Annotated in this window: 16 protein-coding genes and 1 riboswitch; of the genes, 4 read left to right on the top strand and 12 right to left on the bottom strand. The window is 51.8% G+C overall.

The window, feature by feature from the left end:
* Positions 1 to 47: 47 nt before the first annotated feature.
* Positions 48 to 233 carry a hypothetical protein gene (locus ACSZLD_RS12970; protein ID WP_377909215.1) on the top strand — a complete coding sequence of 62 codons (186 nt, stop codon included), beginning with the start codon at positions 48 to 50 and terminating at the stop codon, positions 231 to 233.
* Positions 234 to 283: 50 nt separating this feature from the next.
* Here the strand turns inward: ACSZLD_RS12970 and tenA are convergent, their stop codons facing one another.
* The 6 genes from tenA to ACSZLD_RS13000 all read right to left on the bottom strand — a co-directional run bounded on the left by tenA (position 284) and on the right by ACSZLD_RS13000 (position 4,887).
* Complete coding sequence (gene tenA / locus ACSZLD_RS12975) at positions 284 to 979, bottom strand: thiaminase II (protein WP_168008354.1); 696 nt, start codon at positions 977 to 979, stop codon at positions 284 to 286.
* A gap of 135 nt (positions 980 to 1,114) precedes the next feature.
* Positions 1,115 to 1,214, bottom strand: a riboswitch (TPP riboswitch).
* Positions 1,215 to 1,262: 48 nt separating this feature from the next.
* Positions 1,263 to 2,048 carry a hypothetical protein gene (locus ACSZLD_RS12980; RefSeq protein ID WP_444685412.1) on the bottom strand — a complete coding sequence of 262 codons (786 nt, stop codon included), beginning with the start codon at positions 2,046 to 2,048 and terminating at the stop codon, positions 1,263 to 1,265.
* Entirely contained in the window at positions 2,048 to 2,743 is a 696-nt protein-coding gene (locus ACSZLD_RS12985; protein ID WP_444685413.1) for an ABC transporter ATP-binding protein, read from the bottom strand. The genes ACSZLD_RS12980 and ACSZLD_RS12985 overlap by 1 nt, the downstream gene beginning before the upstream one ends.
* On the bottom strand, positions 2,740 to 3,117 hold the full coding sequence (locus ACSZLD_RS12990; RefSeq protein WP_377909211.1) for a GntR family transcriptional regulator: 378 nt from the start codon (positions 3,115 to 3,117) through the stop codon (positions 2,740 to 2,742). Before ACSZLD_RS12990 ends, ACSZLD_RS12985 begins: the two co-directional genes overlap by 4 nt.
* A 22-nt stretch (positions 3,118 to 3,139) precedes the next feature.
* Entirely contained in the window at positions 3,140 to 3,991 is an 852-nt protein-coding gene (locus ACSZLD_RS12995) for an ABC transporter permease (protein ID WP_444685414.1), read from the bottom strand.
* On the bottom strand, positions 3,988 to 4,887 hold the full coding sequence (locus ACSZLD_RS13000; RefSeq protein ID WP_444685415.1) for an ABC transporter ATP-binding protein: 900 nt from the start codon (positions 4,885 to 4,887) through the stop codon (positions 3,988 to 3,990). The genes ACSZLD_RS12995 and ACSZLD_RS13000 overlap by 4 nt, the downstream gene beginning before the upstream one ends.
* A 154-nt stretch (positions 4,888 to 5,041) precedes the next feature.
* Here ACSZLD_RS13000 and ACSZLD_RS13005 point away from each other — a divergent pair, with 154 nt between their 5' ends.
* Together ACSZLD_RS13005 and ACSZLD_RS13010 are read left to right on the top strand one after the other, a co-directional pair.
* Complete coding sequence (locus ACSZLD_RS13005) at positions 5,042 to 5,380, top strand: PadR family transcriptional regulator (protein ID WP_444685416.1); 339 nt, start codon at positions 5,042 to 5,044, stop codon at positions 5,378 to 5,380.
* Positions 5,377 to 5,907 (top strand): DUF2812 domain-containing protein, encoded by a 531-nt coding sequence (locus ACSZLD_RS13010; RefSeq protein ID WP_444685417.1) that lies wholly within the window; start codon positions 5,377 to 5,379, stop codon positions 5,905 to 5,907. Before ACSZLD_RS13005 ends, ACSZLD_RS13010 begins: the two co-directional genes overlap by 4 nt.
* Before the next feature lie 42 nt (positions 5,908 to 5,949).
* Here the strand turns inward: ACSZLD_RS13010 and ACSZLD_RS13015 are convergent, their stop codons facing one another.
* Genes ACSZLD_RS13015 through ACSZLD_RS13030 form a run of 4 tightly spaced genes read right to left on the bottom strand, consistent with a single transcriptional unit; the run spans position 5,950 to position 8,936 of the window.
* Positions 5,950 to 6,831, bottom strand: coding sequence for a C40 family peptidase (locus tag ACSZLD_RS13015; RefSeq protein WP_444685418.1), 882 nt, complete (start codon positions 6,829 to 6,831; stop codon positions 5,950 to 5,952).
* Positions 6,828 to 7,928 (bottom strand): dipeptide epimerase, encoded by a 1,101-nt coding sequence (locus ACSZLD_RS13020; protein ID WP_444685419.1) that lies wholly within the window; start codon positions 7,926 to 7,928, stop codon positions 6,828 to 6,830. Before ACSZLD_RS13020 ends, ACSZLD_RS13015 begins: the two co-directional genes overlap by 4 nt.
* Positions 7,929 to 7,932: 4 nt before the next feature.
* Positions 7,933 to 8,379, bottom strand: coding sequence for a GNAT family N-acetyltransferase (locus ACSZLD_RS13025; RefSeq protein ID WP_444685436.1), 447 nt, complete (start codon positions 8,377 to 8,379; stop codon positions 7,933 to 7,935).
* A 14-nt stretch (positions 8,380 to 8,393) separates the two neighbouring features.
* Positions 8,394 to 8,936, bottom strand: coding sequence for a YdcF family protein (locus ACSZLD_RS13030; RefSeq protein WP_444685420.1), 543 nt, complete (start codon positions 8,934 to 8,936; stop codon positions 8,394 to 8,396).
* Positions 8,937 to 9,465: 529 nt separating this feature from the next.
* On the opposite strand from ACSZLD_RS13030, the gene ACSZLD_RS13035 reads away from it, so the two are divergent.
* Positions 9,466 to 10,779: a hypothetical protein gene (locus ACSZLD_RS13035; protein WP_444685421.1), complete on the top strand. Its 1,314-nt coding sequence runs from the start codon at positions 9,466 to 9,468 to the stop codon at positions 10,777 to 10,779.
* Between the two features lie 42 nt (positions 10,780 to 10,821).
* Here the strand turns inward: ACSZLD_RS13035 and ACSZLD_RS13040 are convergent, their stop codons facing one another.
* A complete protein-coding gene (locus ACSZLD_RS13040; protein WP_444685422.1) occupies positions 10,822 to 12,834 on the bottom strand; it encodes a methyl-accepting chemotaxis protein in 2,013 nt (670 codons plus the stop codon).
* Between the two features lie 145 nt (positions 12,835 to 12,979).
* Positions 12,980 to 14,662, bottom strand: a complete 1,683-nt coding sequence (betA, locus tag ACSZLD_RS13045) for a choline dehydrogenase (protein ID WP_377909201.1) — start codon at positions 14,660 to 14,662, stop codon at positions 12,980 to 12,982.
* Positions 14,663 to 14,706: the final 44 nt, after the last annotated feature.

The following is a 14,706-nucleotide window of genomic DNA, read 5'->3' on the forward strand; positions in this document are numbered from 1 at the left end:
TCCATATTTCTGCTGTGATATGCTGGAGTGAGAAAGGGAGGCTTATCATGAACCTTGTGAAACCGCTGCTCTGGATCAATTTAATTGGCAGTCTCGCTGCTCTGATCGTTTACGCCGTGACAGCTGACCGCTTCAACTACCGAGATGATTTTCTTATTCTCGTCGGTCTTTTTGCCGGCGTAAGCGCTCTTGGTCTGCTGCTGAGCCGAAACCTGCCAAATGAAAAGCAATAATGAGCAAGGCACTGAATAAGAATCGTTTTTTCAGTGCCCTGTTCTGTCGTTTACAATGACGAGATGCTGCTTTGCAGTCGGACCGGCCATTCTTCCTGCTCATACGCCATCGTCCAGAATTGATGCTCAAGCTGGCTGCTTTTTAAAAAATGGGAGAGCATCAGCTCTTTTTCACGTTCTCCTGCCTGCTCCGCGCAGGCATCGATCTTCGCCATGAACGTTTCTGTGATCGTGCCGACTTCATCGTTTCCGTAAAAGCTGATCCAGTCGTAGAATGGGTGCTGCTTATCCGGATTAACCTCTGACTTCAGCTTGCGGCCGATTTCCCAGTATGTCCATGGACATGGAGCGAGCGCAGCAAGTGTTTCCCCAAGGCTGCCGTTAATGGACGCTTCCATCATATGGCGCGTATAGTGATGAGCCGTCGGTGCAAGCGGCGCTTTCTGTAAATCTTCATAGCGGACGCCTGCGACTTCACAGAAGTTATTGTGCGGATGAATTTCCTCATTCAGAACGAAGCCGATCTGCTCCTGAAAAAACGTCATATCCTCTCTGGTTGTGCATTTGGAAACGGCGAGACCATAGATCCGGCAGAAGGTGGTCAAGTATTCATAATCCTGCATGACGTAGTGGATCAGTGCCTGCTTTGGCACATTCCCCTCCCCGATTCCTTTTACAAACGGGTGCTCAAAAATCGCATTGAAAATAGGGTCTGCTTCCTGTCTCAGCTTTTCTGAAAATCGCATTGTGTAGGCCCTCCTGATTATTCCGGCGTACCGGATGATTTGGACGAACACCCACTCTCCGGACACGAAAAAAGTGCTTCTCAGTCCGGAGAAAGAGAAGCACCTGAAAGCGTAAACGGTCTTCACGCGACCATTTCAGACACATTCCCACTTTCCTCCGCTGGTATCAACCAGATCAGGTTCAAAGGGTCCGGCGTAAGCCGTCTCAGCCTTTTGGGCTCCCCTAGTGGATATTCTGTTTTCACTGTATCAAAATTCCCAGCTGTTTACAACTGTTTCCTGGTTAGGCCTGAACAAAGCGGTCCATCAGCCACGAAAACAGGGCAATAACGGCAGTAATCGCAAGCAGTTCGAACGCAATTTCTCCAGCGAATAAATAAATGCCTTCTTCTACTTCCAGCTGAAAAGTCGCACTTCCCACAACAGCCTCTTGAAGCTGCGCCTCCGCATCAAACAGCTGTCCGTGCCGAAACATCGCTTCATAGACCGGCATCTGCGTAAATCGCATAATTGCATACACAAACACACCCCAGACGGCGATACCGACTGCCCAGCCAAACGGCTTGATGATTCGCATCATCAAAATGGTAAACACCGCTCCTAATCCAAGCGTAATCCCAACTGACATCAGCAGGCCGAGGAGCAGCGGATACAGTGCCCGCAACGCATCAGAGATTACGGCAATCCCGTTCTCTTCCACTTGCTGCGCATGTTCGCCAAAGAGACTGAGTGTCCAAAAACCGACGGCCGTCAGCAGCACTACCGAGATCAGAAACTGTGTGAATCCTACCGCGAGCTTCGAGGTGACGAGCTTCCAGCCGGATGCCGGGATATTCAGCCACGTCCACTGCGTTTTTCCTTTCCATTCTCCATGGAATGAGAGTGCCCAGACGAGAAACAGGAACACCGTATGAATTCCAACGCTTAAAAATCCAAGTAAAATACTGTAGCCGGATCCGGTAAAGGCAAAGTAAATCATCGCGGCATATGCGAGCAGAAGAATGCCCATGATGACGGCGAATCGCGGGATACTTTCCTGCCATTCCTTTTTCCATAGCGATAACCACATTAGACCGTCACCTCCCGCAGAACGTCTATCAGTGATTTCCGTTTCTCTTCTTTCAGGTCCTCGACGTTCCGGTCGACAACGATTCGGCCTTCGTGCACGATCAGTACATGATCGAGAAACGGTTCAAGCTCTTTTACTTCGTGGCTTGTGATCAGGCAGAGCTGGCGGTCGACGTCCAGATGCGTCACGATCAGCTTGAGAATGTCTTCCCGCACTAGCGGGTCCATCCCGGAGAGTGGTTCATCCAGACAGAGCACAGGTGTTTTCCTTGCCATCGTTACCGCGAGCTTTACCCGCGCTTTGTTTCCGCGCGAAAGCTCTTTGACTTTATCAGACTCATGCAGCTTCATTTCCTTCAGCAGCGTCATGGCAAGCTCTTGGTCAAAGTCGGGATACACTCCTGCTGCAAATGAGACGGTGCCTTTAATCGTCATGTAATCGTAAAGCGAATCCTCCTCCGAGAGGTAAGCGGCAACCGCGCCGCTTTTTCGACCTGCTTGTTCACCATTCAGCTCGACTGATCCGCTGCTGGGACGGATCAATCCGCAAATCAGCTTTAAAAGCGTTGATTTGCCGCTCCCGTTCGGTCCGATGATACCGGTGATGCCGGCTTTCGGCAACTGAATTTCCAATTGGCTGAGCGCTTCTTTTCTTCCGTATTTTTTCGTCAGCTTGTGCAGATTCACCTCTGTCATGACGAACCTCCCTTTTCATCCCACGCATGCTGAAGCAGTCCGATTGCAGTATCTTTGTCGATGCCGAGCTGCTCCATACTATATTTAAACCGGTCTGCCTGTACGGCAGCCTGACTGCGGCGCAGTTCTTCGATCACCGGCTGTTCGGTAGTCACAAATGTTCCCTGTCCTCGCTTTGATTCCACGATGTTTTCACGCTCCAGCTCCATATAAGTTCTTGAAACCGTATTCGGGTTGACCCCTGCCTCCGCTGCCAGCAGGCGGACTGACGGCAGCTTCTCACCCGGCGCAAGATCACCGCGGCAGATCCGCTGGCTGATATGATCCATCAGCTGCTGATAAATCGGCTGGTAGTCATTGAATTCCATAGCCATTCCTTCACCTCTCTACTCCGTTCTAATCGAGCACGTCCTGTACGGTGAACCGCCAGAAGGAAACAGCGAGAAAAGCAGCTCCATGAAGCGCCATCACAAGACCGGAAACAGCAAGTGAGACGTCCAGTACGCCGGGAAAGCCCATAAAGCGTGATGCCAGATCCGTATGCGAAAACAGAAACACGTTTGCGATGCTGTAATCTGCAATCAGCATTGCAGCTGTGCTGCCGGTAAACAGCAGCACGAGCGAAACTCCGATTCCGAGTGCGCTGCTTTTAAACACGGTGCCGATCATAAAGGCAATTGCAGTAAACAGCAGCAGATCCACAAACCAAAGGCTGTACATCGCGGCGATATAGCTGTAAACCCCGTGTGCCGTCATCCCATCCATTGCCGTCTGCACCACATATCCCTCCGGAAGATTCCATCCATAGAACAGCATACCTGATACAAACGAGGAAGCAAACAGCAAACCTGTCATGACGAGTCCGAAGAGGACTACTGCTCCTAGCTTCGACAGCAGAATCTGCCACCGCGAAACGGGCCGGATCAGCAATAGCTTAATCGTTCCCTTCGCATGTTCGCCAGCAGTGATGGTGGCTGCTGCGATGACGGTAAACATCGTGACGATGCTCATCAATGCTGCGTTCTCAATAACCGGCACGAGAATATGCTCCTCACCGGCGTAGGCGAGCCCCTCCGCTTCCGCATAAGCGGCTTCTGCCTCCTGCATGTCTACTGACTGCGGAGCCGGCTCCAGGATCACGGTAAACAGCGCAGACGTTCCAATCACAAACAGAACGAGCAGCGTTCCCATCACCCACGTTCCTTTTTTCTTAAACAGCTTCATACATTCATTTTGCAGCAGCTTCATCCTGCTTTCCCTCCCGTCATCGATAAAAATGTTTCTTCCAGCGTGCCGTTTTCCTCCGGATACAGTGCCTGAACCCGGACTCCCGCTTCTACAAGGGTGCGATTCAAATCAGGTACCTCTGCCGAATCCGCCTCAATCAGCAGTCCGTCTTTCGTTATGGTTGTCTGCTCGCTTAACGCGTTGGCCGCCAACTCCATATCCTCTGTTTTCAACACAATCTGCTTGTTTGCATGCAGCAGTTCTTTAATCGTTGCGGTATGAATGATTCGTCCGTTTTGCATCACAGCTGCCCGGTCGCAGAGCAGCTGCATCTCAGAAAGCAGGTGGCTGGACACAAGAATACTGATGCCCTCTTTTTCAGCAAGTTCACGAAAATAACTGCGCATTTCACGGATGCCTGCCGGATCCAGTCCGTTCGTCGGTTCATCCAATATAAGCACCCGCGGCTTGTGCAGCAGTGCCTGGGCAAGTCCTAGCCGCTGCCGCATTCCCAGCGAGTAAGTGCCTGTCTTTTCTTTAAGCCTGTCCGCAATCCCAGTCTTCTCTGCTGCTTCCACTATATCGGGTATGGTAATGCCGCTTTGCATTCTTGCGTAGTGTTTCAGATTGTCCCAGCCGCTTAAATGATCATACAGCTCCGGATTTTCCACGACAGCTCCGACATCTGATAGTGCCTTTCGCTTTTGCTGCTTTAAATCTGCACCGTTAATATGAACGGTCCCTTTTGTCGGGCGAATCAAGCCGCTCAACATCCGGATCGTCGTCGTTTTGCCGGCGCCGTTCGGGCCCAGCAGACCAAACACCTCTCCTTTTCTGATCGAGAGATCCACATTGTCTACGAGCGTGCTTCGTTTCATTCGTTTTGTCAGTCCAACTGCCTCCAATACAACTTCCATTGCAGCTCCTCCTTGTTATGTTCTAGTGTATTAACTACATAGTACACTAAGTCTTTATGACATGTAAAGCAAAAAAATAAGTTGCACTTATATCATTTAATGATACAATCATAGTATGATATATCATTAAACAGTATATAAAGGAGGGATTTAGTTGCCCAGAAAAGACTCGCTTGAGAGCGGAACGCTGACGGATGCAGCTTTTTATATTCTGCTTTCCCTGCAGAGAGAGCAGCACGGGTATCTCATTATGCAGCAGGTAGAGAAGTGGACCGGCGGAGAAATGAAGATTGGACCGGCATCGTTATATACAACATTAAAAAAGCTCACAGATGCCGAAGTGATCGAAACAGCCGGCGGCAGCGGAAAGCGAAAAGCTTACCGTATTACTGCAAAAGGGCAGACGATGCTCGAAGAGGAAATAGAAAGGCGCCGCCGCATGGTTCAGCTGGCGGAGGATGTTCTGACGAAACGAGAGGAGCGCGCAGAATGAAGCATAAGTATGTGATGAATCGAGGGTTAGCATTTTCTGAAGAAAAGGATTTACGAAAACTGTCGGATTTAGCTGCGGCAGGCTGGAAATTTGAAGGGTTCGCCATGTTCGGCTTTTTTTACAGACTGCGTCAGGCAGAACCGGAAGCTGTGCAGTACAGCATTCATCATGAACAGCAGCCGGATTCGTCCTATTGGACCTTATTTGCTGAATCAGGCTGGAGGCACGTCGTTTCTACGGGAGATATGCACGTATTTGAAGCAGCTCCGGAAGCCGTGCCGATGTACACGGACGTGTCCACCATCCACGAGAATTATTTGTCACTGCAGCAGCAGTTTGGGCGCTGGTCGCTCTGGACGCTGCTGCCACTGATCCTTATGATGGTTCTGACAAACGTGACACAGTCAGTCTGGCTCACACCGATCCTGACTGTCTTGCTCATCATGAGCGTCACAGCTTTCGTTTTCTCGTTTATGCCGTACCTTGCCTATTTACGGAAAACAAAAAAGCTCAGCAGAGAGCTTTAACCAATAGAAAGAGACCGCTTCGGTTAAAGCGGTCTCTTTCTATCATGTGATGACACGTTTCGTTGAGCAGTAGTCTTTCATGTGCCGGGCCCGTTCCAGATCGACGAGCTCAATGCCGTTGCCGGCGCTTGGTGCATGCAGCATTTGATTGCCGCCGTAATAAAAGCCGACGTGATACACGTTTCCTGTACCCCCATCCTTCGCAAAAAAGAGCAGGTCGCCCGGCTGTTTATCCCGGAACGCTACGGCTTCTCCTTCTTTTTCCTGATCGGAGGCGTCACGGGAAACGTCAATGCCCCAGGCGCGCAGGACTGTGTAAACGAGACCGGAACAGTCGAAGCCGAATCCGCTCATACCGCCCCACAGATAGGGAAGTTCCAGAAAAGGGAGGCCGCTGCGTACAATTTCCTCACCGTTACCAGTTGCTTCAGCAGGGCCTGCTGCCTTTACAGGGAGCTCCAGCTCTCCGTGTGGTGTGTCTACCAGAATCGCTGAATCAGAGGAACCAGTTTGATGAAAGCGTGTCTGCCAGCTGACTTCCATAAAGGCTTCGCCGTCTTTATACAGCCAGGCAGTAGCGGTTGATACAGCTGTGTCGCGGTCGCTTACGTCATCCGTCTGCTGGAGCTGCCGGAGCGGAATCCAGCCCGGGTAGCCCTGCTCCGCTTTACGCGAGGGCTGATGCGGAACGTACACCTTCGCCCATTCCCCTTGTACTTCCTCCACTTCAACCTTGTCGTTGTAAAGCACCTGCGTCTGAATAATATTGTCTTTTGTCAGCTCCTCCCGCGCTTCTTTAGTCGACAGGCCTTTCAGCCAGCCTCGCACGTTCAGCGGCTCCTCAAGCGCTTGTTCGTCCACGTCCCGCGGTTTATCCGGACTTGTCCAGACCGTCGCCACCGGAACGATCACTCGATACGTCATGCGTTTGGCACTCCTTTCTCTGCCGGCACCGGATGGATTCCGAGTCCCGGTTCTTGCTGAAGGTGCATGGCCGCTCCTTCATAGCGAAGGCCGCCGGTCCACTTATCTTCTTTCATTAACAGCGGTGCATCAAAGTCATAATGGGTGATGGCACGGCTCGAGCCTGCGAAATGGGCGGCTGCTGAAATGCCCAGGCGTGATTCGATCATACTGCCGACCATACACGGAACGCGGTAGGCGTCTGCCAGCGTACAAATTTTTTGGGCCATGTAGATGCCGCCTGCTTTCATCAGCTTGATGTTGATCATATCGGCACATCGTCCCTCGAGCACGCGGCGCGCGTCTTCTAAAGAAAACACGCTCTCATCTGCCATAACCGGGATCGATACAGCATCTGTCACCTGCTTCAATCCGTTCAGGTCCTGCCGGTGGACCGGCTGCTCGATCAGCTCGACAGGAAGTCCTCTCTCGCTCATTTCCTGAATCGCTTCGATCGCTTCCTTCGGCTTCCAGCCTTGATTGGCGTCCAGCCTAAGCAGCACTCCTTCTCCCGCTGCATCTGCCACCGCCTGCACGCGTTGCAAATCTTTCTCGATCGTGTCCGTACCGACTTTTAATTTCAGAATGCGAAAGCCGGATCGGCGAAATAACGCGGCATCTTCTGCCATTTCAGCCGGCTCGTTGACGCTGACTGTATAATCAGTTTCCAGCTCATTTGTCCAGCCTCCAAGATATTGATAAAGCGGGAGTCCACTCTTTCTTGCCAACACGTCATGAATAGCCATATCCACAGCGGCCTTCGCGCTCGTATTGCCGATAATGGAGCGGTGCAGCTGTTGAAAAACAGACTCTTTGTCATGTAAGTGAAGTCCTTGAAGTGCAGGGCCGATCACAGTCGTTACTGCGGCTTCAATGCTTTCTAGCGTTTCACCGGTAATCGCTGCGGTTGGAGGAGCTTCTCCAACGCCGGTCAGTCCCGTGTCGGTTTCCAGGCGGATCAAAACCGCTTCCGCTTCATGAAGTGTGCGGAGGGCCGTTTTAAATGGTTTCTTTAATGGATTTTTTAGCCTGGAAGTAGTAATAGATGTAATATACAAGCGGTTACTCCTCCTGTTCGTTCAGCTGTTTTGTCATAACAATGTGCGGAATCCCGTCTTCCATAAACACATCCGACACCGTTTCATAGCCAAGTTTTTGATAAAAGCCTTCTGCGTGCGTCTGTCCGTGAAGCTTGACCGCTTCAAGGCCCTTGGCGGCTGCTTCCCGCTCCAGTGCCCCTATAACCGCCTGACCGATTCCGCGGCCGCGGTAATGCGGCAGCATGCAGATCCGCTCCAGTTTCCCGTATGTATCAGAGCGTCTCATTCTGCCGGTCCCTGCCGCCTCCCCATCTGCCTCTGCCAAAACATGGACACAGTCTGCTGTAAGGGTATCGTTCTCATCAAATTCATCTTCAGGCGGCACCTGCTGCTCATCGATAAAGACCCTTCGCCGAATGGAAAATGCCTGTTCAAGGTCCTGCTGTGACTGAATGACATTTACCTTTATGCCTTCAATACTGGTCATCTGCCCACCTCCTGTTTGAAATACCGTCCGATTTTTTCGACTTCAAGCATCGTCCTCTCGATTCCTGCTTCTGAATACATCCAGTTTAACGCGGTTACACCGCCCCTGTCCGGAACGGAAACGATGAAACATTCCGTATCGGCCGGGAAACGCGCCTGAAACGTGAGCAGCACCCGCCTCGCGTGACTCGCCTTCGCCGGAATTAACAGCCTTCTATAAGGTATGCCCTTCTCGTCGGCTGCCTTTTTTGCAAATACTGCATTTTCAAACGTATTCAGCGCTTTATCTTCTTTGATAAGGGCGTCATCGGGTACGCCAAGGTGCCGTAACTCTCTTGATAAAAACGACCACTCGCTCTCTTGCATGTGCGCCGGCTGTCCGCCGGTGACCAGAATCCGCGCTGCAAACCCGTTATGATACAGCTCGGCTCCTTTCCGAGCGAGCGGCAGGTGATCCGAACCGGGTATCACGATCATGTCAGCCTCTTCTGGCGGATGATCAGCGTATATAAAATCCGTGATGCAATCGTATGGATTCATCTGCTTCCTTCCTTTCACTCGTTAACACTTCTGCACGTTCACTGCTATTCCTGCTCGAATAAGAGAAGGTTCTTGTGTTTTCGTATTACGGGAGGATGAGAAAGTTTCCGGCAAACGCACTCATAGTCAGGAAGCTCGTTCTTTCACGTTGCTTTACGACCTGTTTTCGCTTTTCCTTTCAAACCACTTAGAAAATTAAAACGGAACGCTTAGAGCGATTCTGCTCATCAGTGCTCTCATCCGCCAGTCACCAATAAAACAATGTAAAGCCATGCAGCACTCTGTGAGAACAACTGCGTTACGGTTGTTTATTTTACAGTAAACCCCTTTTACTTGCCAAACTTGGTTGTTTATTCAGCGGTGTCTTTTAATCACAGGGCTCTTTTTTATAAAGGAAGCTACTTACCTCCGCTTCAACAAAGATACTCTTAATATCCTTTTGACCTATGATTAAATTCGCATGAAGAAGGGTATATACGGTAGTTAGAACATGCCTATACAACGTCAGATGATAAAGGAGGTTTTGTTGTTGCAGCAGGAAGAAGAACAAAAAGAAAAATACCAGGACAGTCAGGAAGAGGAGAAAACATCTGAAGAACGTGAAGAGGAAGAAGAGGAATCGATGCCGGACAGCGAATCGGACGATGCTTCTAAAGAGGAGCTTATCGTTGGCATTGTACCGGCTCCGGAAGCGGCTTCTGACTTATCCAATAAGCTTTCCAACGATTTATCCAACCTGCTTCAGGATTACGTGGACGATGCGTACACATGGAAGGTGGAAGTCGTCGTCGATTCTTACGTTGGGATTGAGGAAGATGCTGATAAAACGATGCAGCATGCCCAGCGGATCGCCGACCAAAAGGAGTGGGATTACACGGTCGCCATCACGGACATTCCGCTGTTTAAAGATAACGAATTTCTCGTTGCAGAGGTTGACGATTCCGAAGCGATCGCTCAAATTTCCTTTCCGGCTCTCGGCATTGCACCGCTATATAAGCGAGTACGATCCTCTACGCTGCAGCTGATCAGCGAGATGCATCATGGAACGTCGGAAACCGTCCGGGACAATGAGCAAAAGCGGATTGACGGCCTCTCCAAAGCGAAGCGCAAGGAACTTCACAGCCTCAATTCCCGGGAGCTGATCAAACGTGGTCCGCAAAAAAAACTGCTGCCAATCAGCCGCGTCGTCACTGAAGATAACGAGGATACTGCTGTGCGCTATTGCGCGCGCCCAAAAGGAAACGGCTATTTCAGAGTCACGACCGGCATGGTGCGTGCCAACCACCCGTGGCAGGTGATCAGTACGTTTAAAAGCGTCGTGGCTATCGCATTTGCGACCGGGGCCTACGCCCTCATCTTTCCGACCGTCTGGATGCTCGCCGATCATTATACCTTAACGAGAGCCATCACGCTGATGGTGATTTCGTACTGCGCGATGACCTCTTGGATCATTCTCGCCCACGGCCTCTGGGAGAAGAAGAGCGACTCTCCGGATAAACGGTCGCTCATTAAGCTTCATAACTATTCAACCCTGTTCACGATCGGGCTGGGCGTCGCTGTCTATTACTTTATCCTGCTCGCCTGTTTTCTGATTGCGGTCTTTCTCTTCATTCCGCCCGATCTGCTGGAATCAGAAGATGGCATCGGCCGGGAAGCCGGCTTTGGGTACTACATTTATCTGTCTTGGCTCGTGACGAGTCTCGCAACAGTGATCGGTGCAATCGGGGCTGGACTCGAGGACGAAGAAACGGTGCTGAAAGGCACGTACGGCTACCGACAGCGAAAACGCAAGGAATATCTGCAGGAGCAGGAAAAAGAGCAAGAGAAAAAAGAAGAAGACTAAAAACAGGCGCCTGTGACCACACTCATCACGGGCGCCTGTTTTCTATGCTTTAAACTGTTCGATCTGCTGCTTCAGCTTTTCGCTCGCCTGCTGCAGATCCTCAGCTGAAAACGCGACCGTTTTCAGCGCCTGAAGCTGCTCTTCGGCCGAAGCGCTCACTTCTTCAGAAGCAGCTGCACTCTCTTCCACGACCGACGCGATGTGGGAAATCGCACCGACGACCTCTTCTTTATTCCGTTCAATCCCAGTGATACCATCGTTCATCTGCGCAACGAGCATGCTCATCTGCTCATTGCGTTCGGCGATGGTCGCAAAGGAGGCGACAGTCGTCTCCGTGATCGCAAACTGCTCCCCCGAAAGCGCACGGACGCTGCCCATTTCGCCAGCGGCGGTCTTTGTCTGTTCCTGAATGTCCTCCATCGATCGCCGGATATGGCCTGTAGCACTGGACGTTTCTTCAGCAAGCTTTCGTACTTCCTCTGCCACGACGGCGAAGCCGCGACCGTGCTCTCCGGCTCTTGCTGCTTCAATTGAAGCGTTTAAAGCAAGGAGATTCGTCTGTTCGGAGATGGAGGTGATCGTATTGACGATCGAGGAGATTTCCCCCATACGGCTGCTCAGCTCCCGCACCGTATCTTCTACGCGGCTGATCATCGCATCCGTCTGCTTTGCCTTCTGCTGCAGCTCGTTCGTCTGTTCACTGCCTGTTTTATTGGTCTCCTGCACCTCTCTCGCCTGCCGGTTTAACGAAGCAGTGATCGATGCAAGGGCCGTCAGCTGACCAGATAAGTCCGTTGTTTTTTGTGAGGACTGCTCGGCAGAGGCCGCCGCGTTTGTCGCTCCATCTGCGACATCCTGAATCGCCCGGGAAATCTCTTCACTGGATGCCATCGTTTCCTCTGAGACAGCACTGAGCTGTTCCACCGCGTCTGCTGAGGTGTTCACCGACTGCTTGACTGATTCGACGAGCGAGCGTAAATTTGCGACCATGACGTTAAAGCTCTTTGTCAGCTCACCGGTTTCGTCACGCGATGCAACCGTCAGCTGGCGGGACAAATCGCCCTCTGCGACGTGTTTTACTTCCTCATTTAAAGCCCGGATCGGTTTTGTGATACGCCCTGCAAGCACAGCCATCGCCGCGCCTGTGAGCAGAAGCAGGACACCCGCTGTAATTGCGATGTTTCGCAGCAGCGCATTCAGCCCGGCATAGACTTCTGCTTCCGGCAAAACAAGTCCGAGTGTCCAGCCGGTAGCATCGAGCGGCACGTGTGATACGACGGCATCTCCATCCGCAAACGTGACGGATTGTGTCCCGCTGTCACCAAACTGATCGCTCAAGGACGCAAGCGCGGGATCGTTCTCCAGCGTATCGGCATTCGGATGGGCGAGAAACGTGCCGGTTCCATCTATGAGAAACGCCCAGCCGCTCTCGCCGACTTCCAATGTTTCTGCCATCTGCTGAATGTTAGCCGCATCCATGTCACTCGAGATAACACCTTCCAGCTGACCGGTTCCGCTGTAAAACGGCGTGCTCGTCGTCACGAGAACCGTGTCGAGCGCCTCATCGTAATACGGCTCTGTCCAAGCCGCTTCCCCTGCTGCAACGCCTGCTTCATACCAGTCGTGGGACGGATAGTCGTAGTCAGCGGTCTCATATTCATCCGTAAACACGACATTGTCTCCGTCTTCGTAGCTGTAAGGACCGAAATACTCCGTATCTGCGTCATAGGCGAAAGGCTCAAACCAGACGCCGATGCCGAATGTAGCATCGTTCAGCTGCACGAGACGTTCCTGCAAAGCTGCGTAATCTGCCTGACTGAACGCCGATCCCTCTATTCCGACAGCTACTGCCAGCGTTTCACCGATGCGCTGATGCTCGGCAAGTTCACGGTCCATTCCCTGTGCCGTTTCCCCTGCCTGCCGCGCAAGTCTTTCCTCGATCTGATCCTCTATTTCACCTTTAGCAAAGCTGTAGCTAAGCCCTGTGATCAACAGGACGACAACCACCATGATTGGGATAAAGCTGAGCAGCTTTGTGCGTATGGATAGCTTCATATACTTCTTCCTCTCTTCCAATAGTCTCTCTTTATATCGGAAGGGAGAACAGAAACTTCACATATTTACATCTATTTTCATAGTATATTTTAACTATTTATCCATAAAAAAGAGAAGGCGCCAAGGCCTTCTCTTTACGAAACGATTATTTTACTGTGCCAGCATCTGCCGGGTGAACCCCGTGCTGATAGTAATCCATTTCAATTGGATCAAGCGGCTTCTTGCCTTGGATCAAGTCTGCAGCTTTTTCAGCCAGCATCAGAACAGGTGCGTGAATGTTGCCGTTTGTCACATATGGCATCGCAGACGCATCTGCTACGCGGACGTTTTCCAGACCGTGCACACGCATGGACTCTGGGTCCACAACGGCCATCGGGTCAGACTCCGGCCCCATCTTCGCTGTGCAGGAAGGGTGCAAGGCTGTTTCTGCATCTTCCCGTACCCAGTCGAGGATTTCTTCTTCTGTTTGCACAGAAGGTCCAGGCGAAATTTCACCGCCGTTGTACTTTTTCATGGCCGGCTGGGACATAATGTGGCGCGTGATGCGGATCGCTTCTACCCACTCACGGCGATCCTGGTCAGTCGACAGGTAGTTATATACCATACTTGGATGCTCTTTTGGATCCTTGGAACGAATCTTAAGCGATCCGCGTGCATCGGAATACATTGGTCCGATGTGTACTTGGAAGCCGTGCTTTGTCTTCGCCTTCTCCCCGTCGTAGCGAACCGCTACCGGCAGGAAGTGGAACATCAGGTTCGGATAGTCCACGAGATCGTTGGAGCGGACAAACCCGCCGCCTTCAAAGTGGTTCGTTGCCGCCGGACCTTTACGGCCGAGCATCCACTGCAGACCAATGAACGGCATTTTCAGCTTGTTCAGGTTTGGCTGCTCAGATACCGGTTCCGGGCACGTGTGCTGCACATACACTTCGAGGTGGTCCTGCAGGTTTTCACCGACGCCCGGCAGATCGATTACCGGCTTGATGCCTAATGAGCGCAGGTGCTCAGCGTTACCGACACCGGACAGCTGAAGCAGCTGCGGCGTATTGATCGCACCGCCGGCAAGCACGACTTCCCCTGCTTCGACCTGATGAATTTTACCGTTGCGCTTATACGTGAGTCCTTTTGCACGCTTGCCCTCAAAATCAATGCTTTGAACGAAGGCGCGCGTCATCACCGTCAGGTTCTCACGGTCCATCACAGGATGGAGATACGCACGTGATGCGGACATGCGCTGTCCTTTGTAAACGTGCTTATCAAACGGTCCGAAGCCTTCCTGACGGAAGCCGTTCACGTCAGCCGTCTTGTTGTACCCTGCTTCCACACCTGCATTAAAGAAGGCCTGGAACAGCGGGTTCGTTGCCGGTCCTCGCTCCAGCTTGATCGGACCATCATGGCCGCGCATCTCATCATCTTTTGGAGAAGCGAGTGCATTCTCCAAACGCTTAAAGTAAGGCAGCACGTGAGCGAAGTTCCACGTATCCATGCCTTCATCTGCGCCCCAGCGCTCGTAGTCCTTCGGGTTGCCCCGCTGATAGATCATCCCGTTAATGGAGCTTGATCCCCCGAGCACTTTCCCGCGCGCGTGCTTGATGCGGCGTCCGTTCATGTGCGGCTCCGGCTCTGATTCGTATTTCCAGTCATACAGGCTCTTTCCTGCCGGGAAAGGCAGAGCCGCCGGCATTTGAATCAGCAGATCCCAGTTATAGTCGCTTCGTCCCGCTTCCAGTACGAGGACGCTTTTCTTTCCATCTTCACTGAGACGGTTGCCGAGAACAGATCCGGCACTTCCGCCCCCTACAATGACATAATCGTAACGTTCACTCATGATCGATTCCTCCTTGATGTTCCAGTCTGTGTGCCTAAGCGGCT

Source organism: Alkalicoccus luteus (assembly GCF_052061695.1).
GTDB lineage: Bacteria > Bacillota > Bacilli > Bacillales > Salisediminibacteriaceae > Alkalicoccus > Alkalicoccus luteus.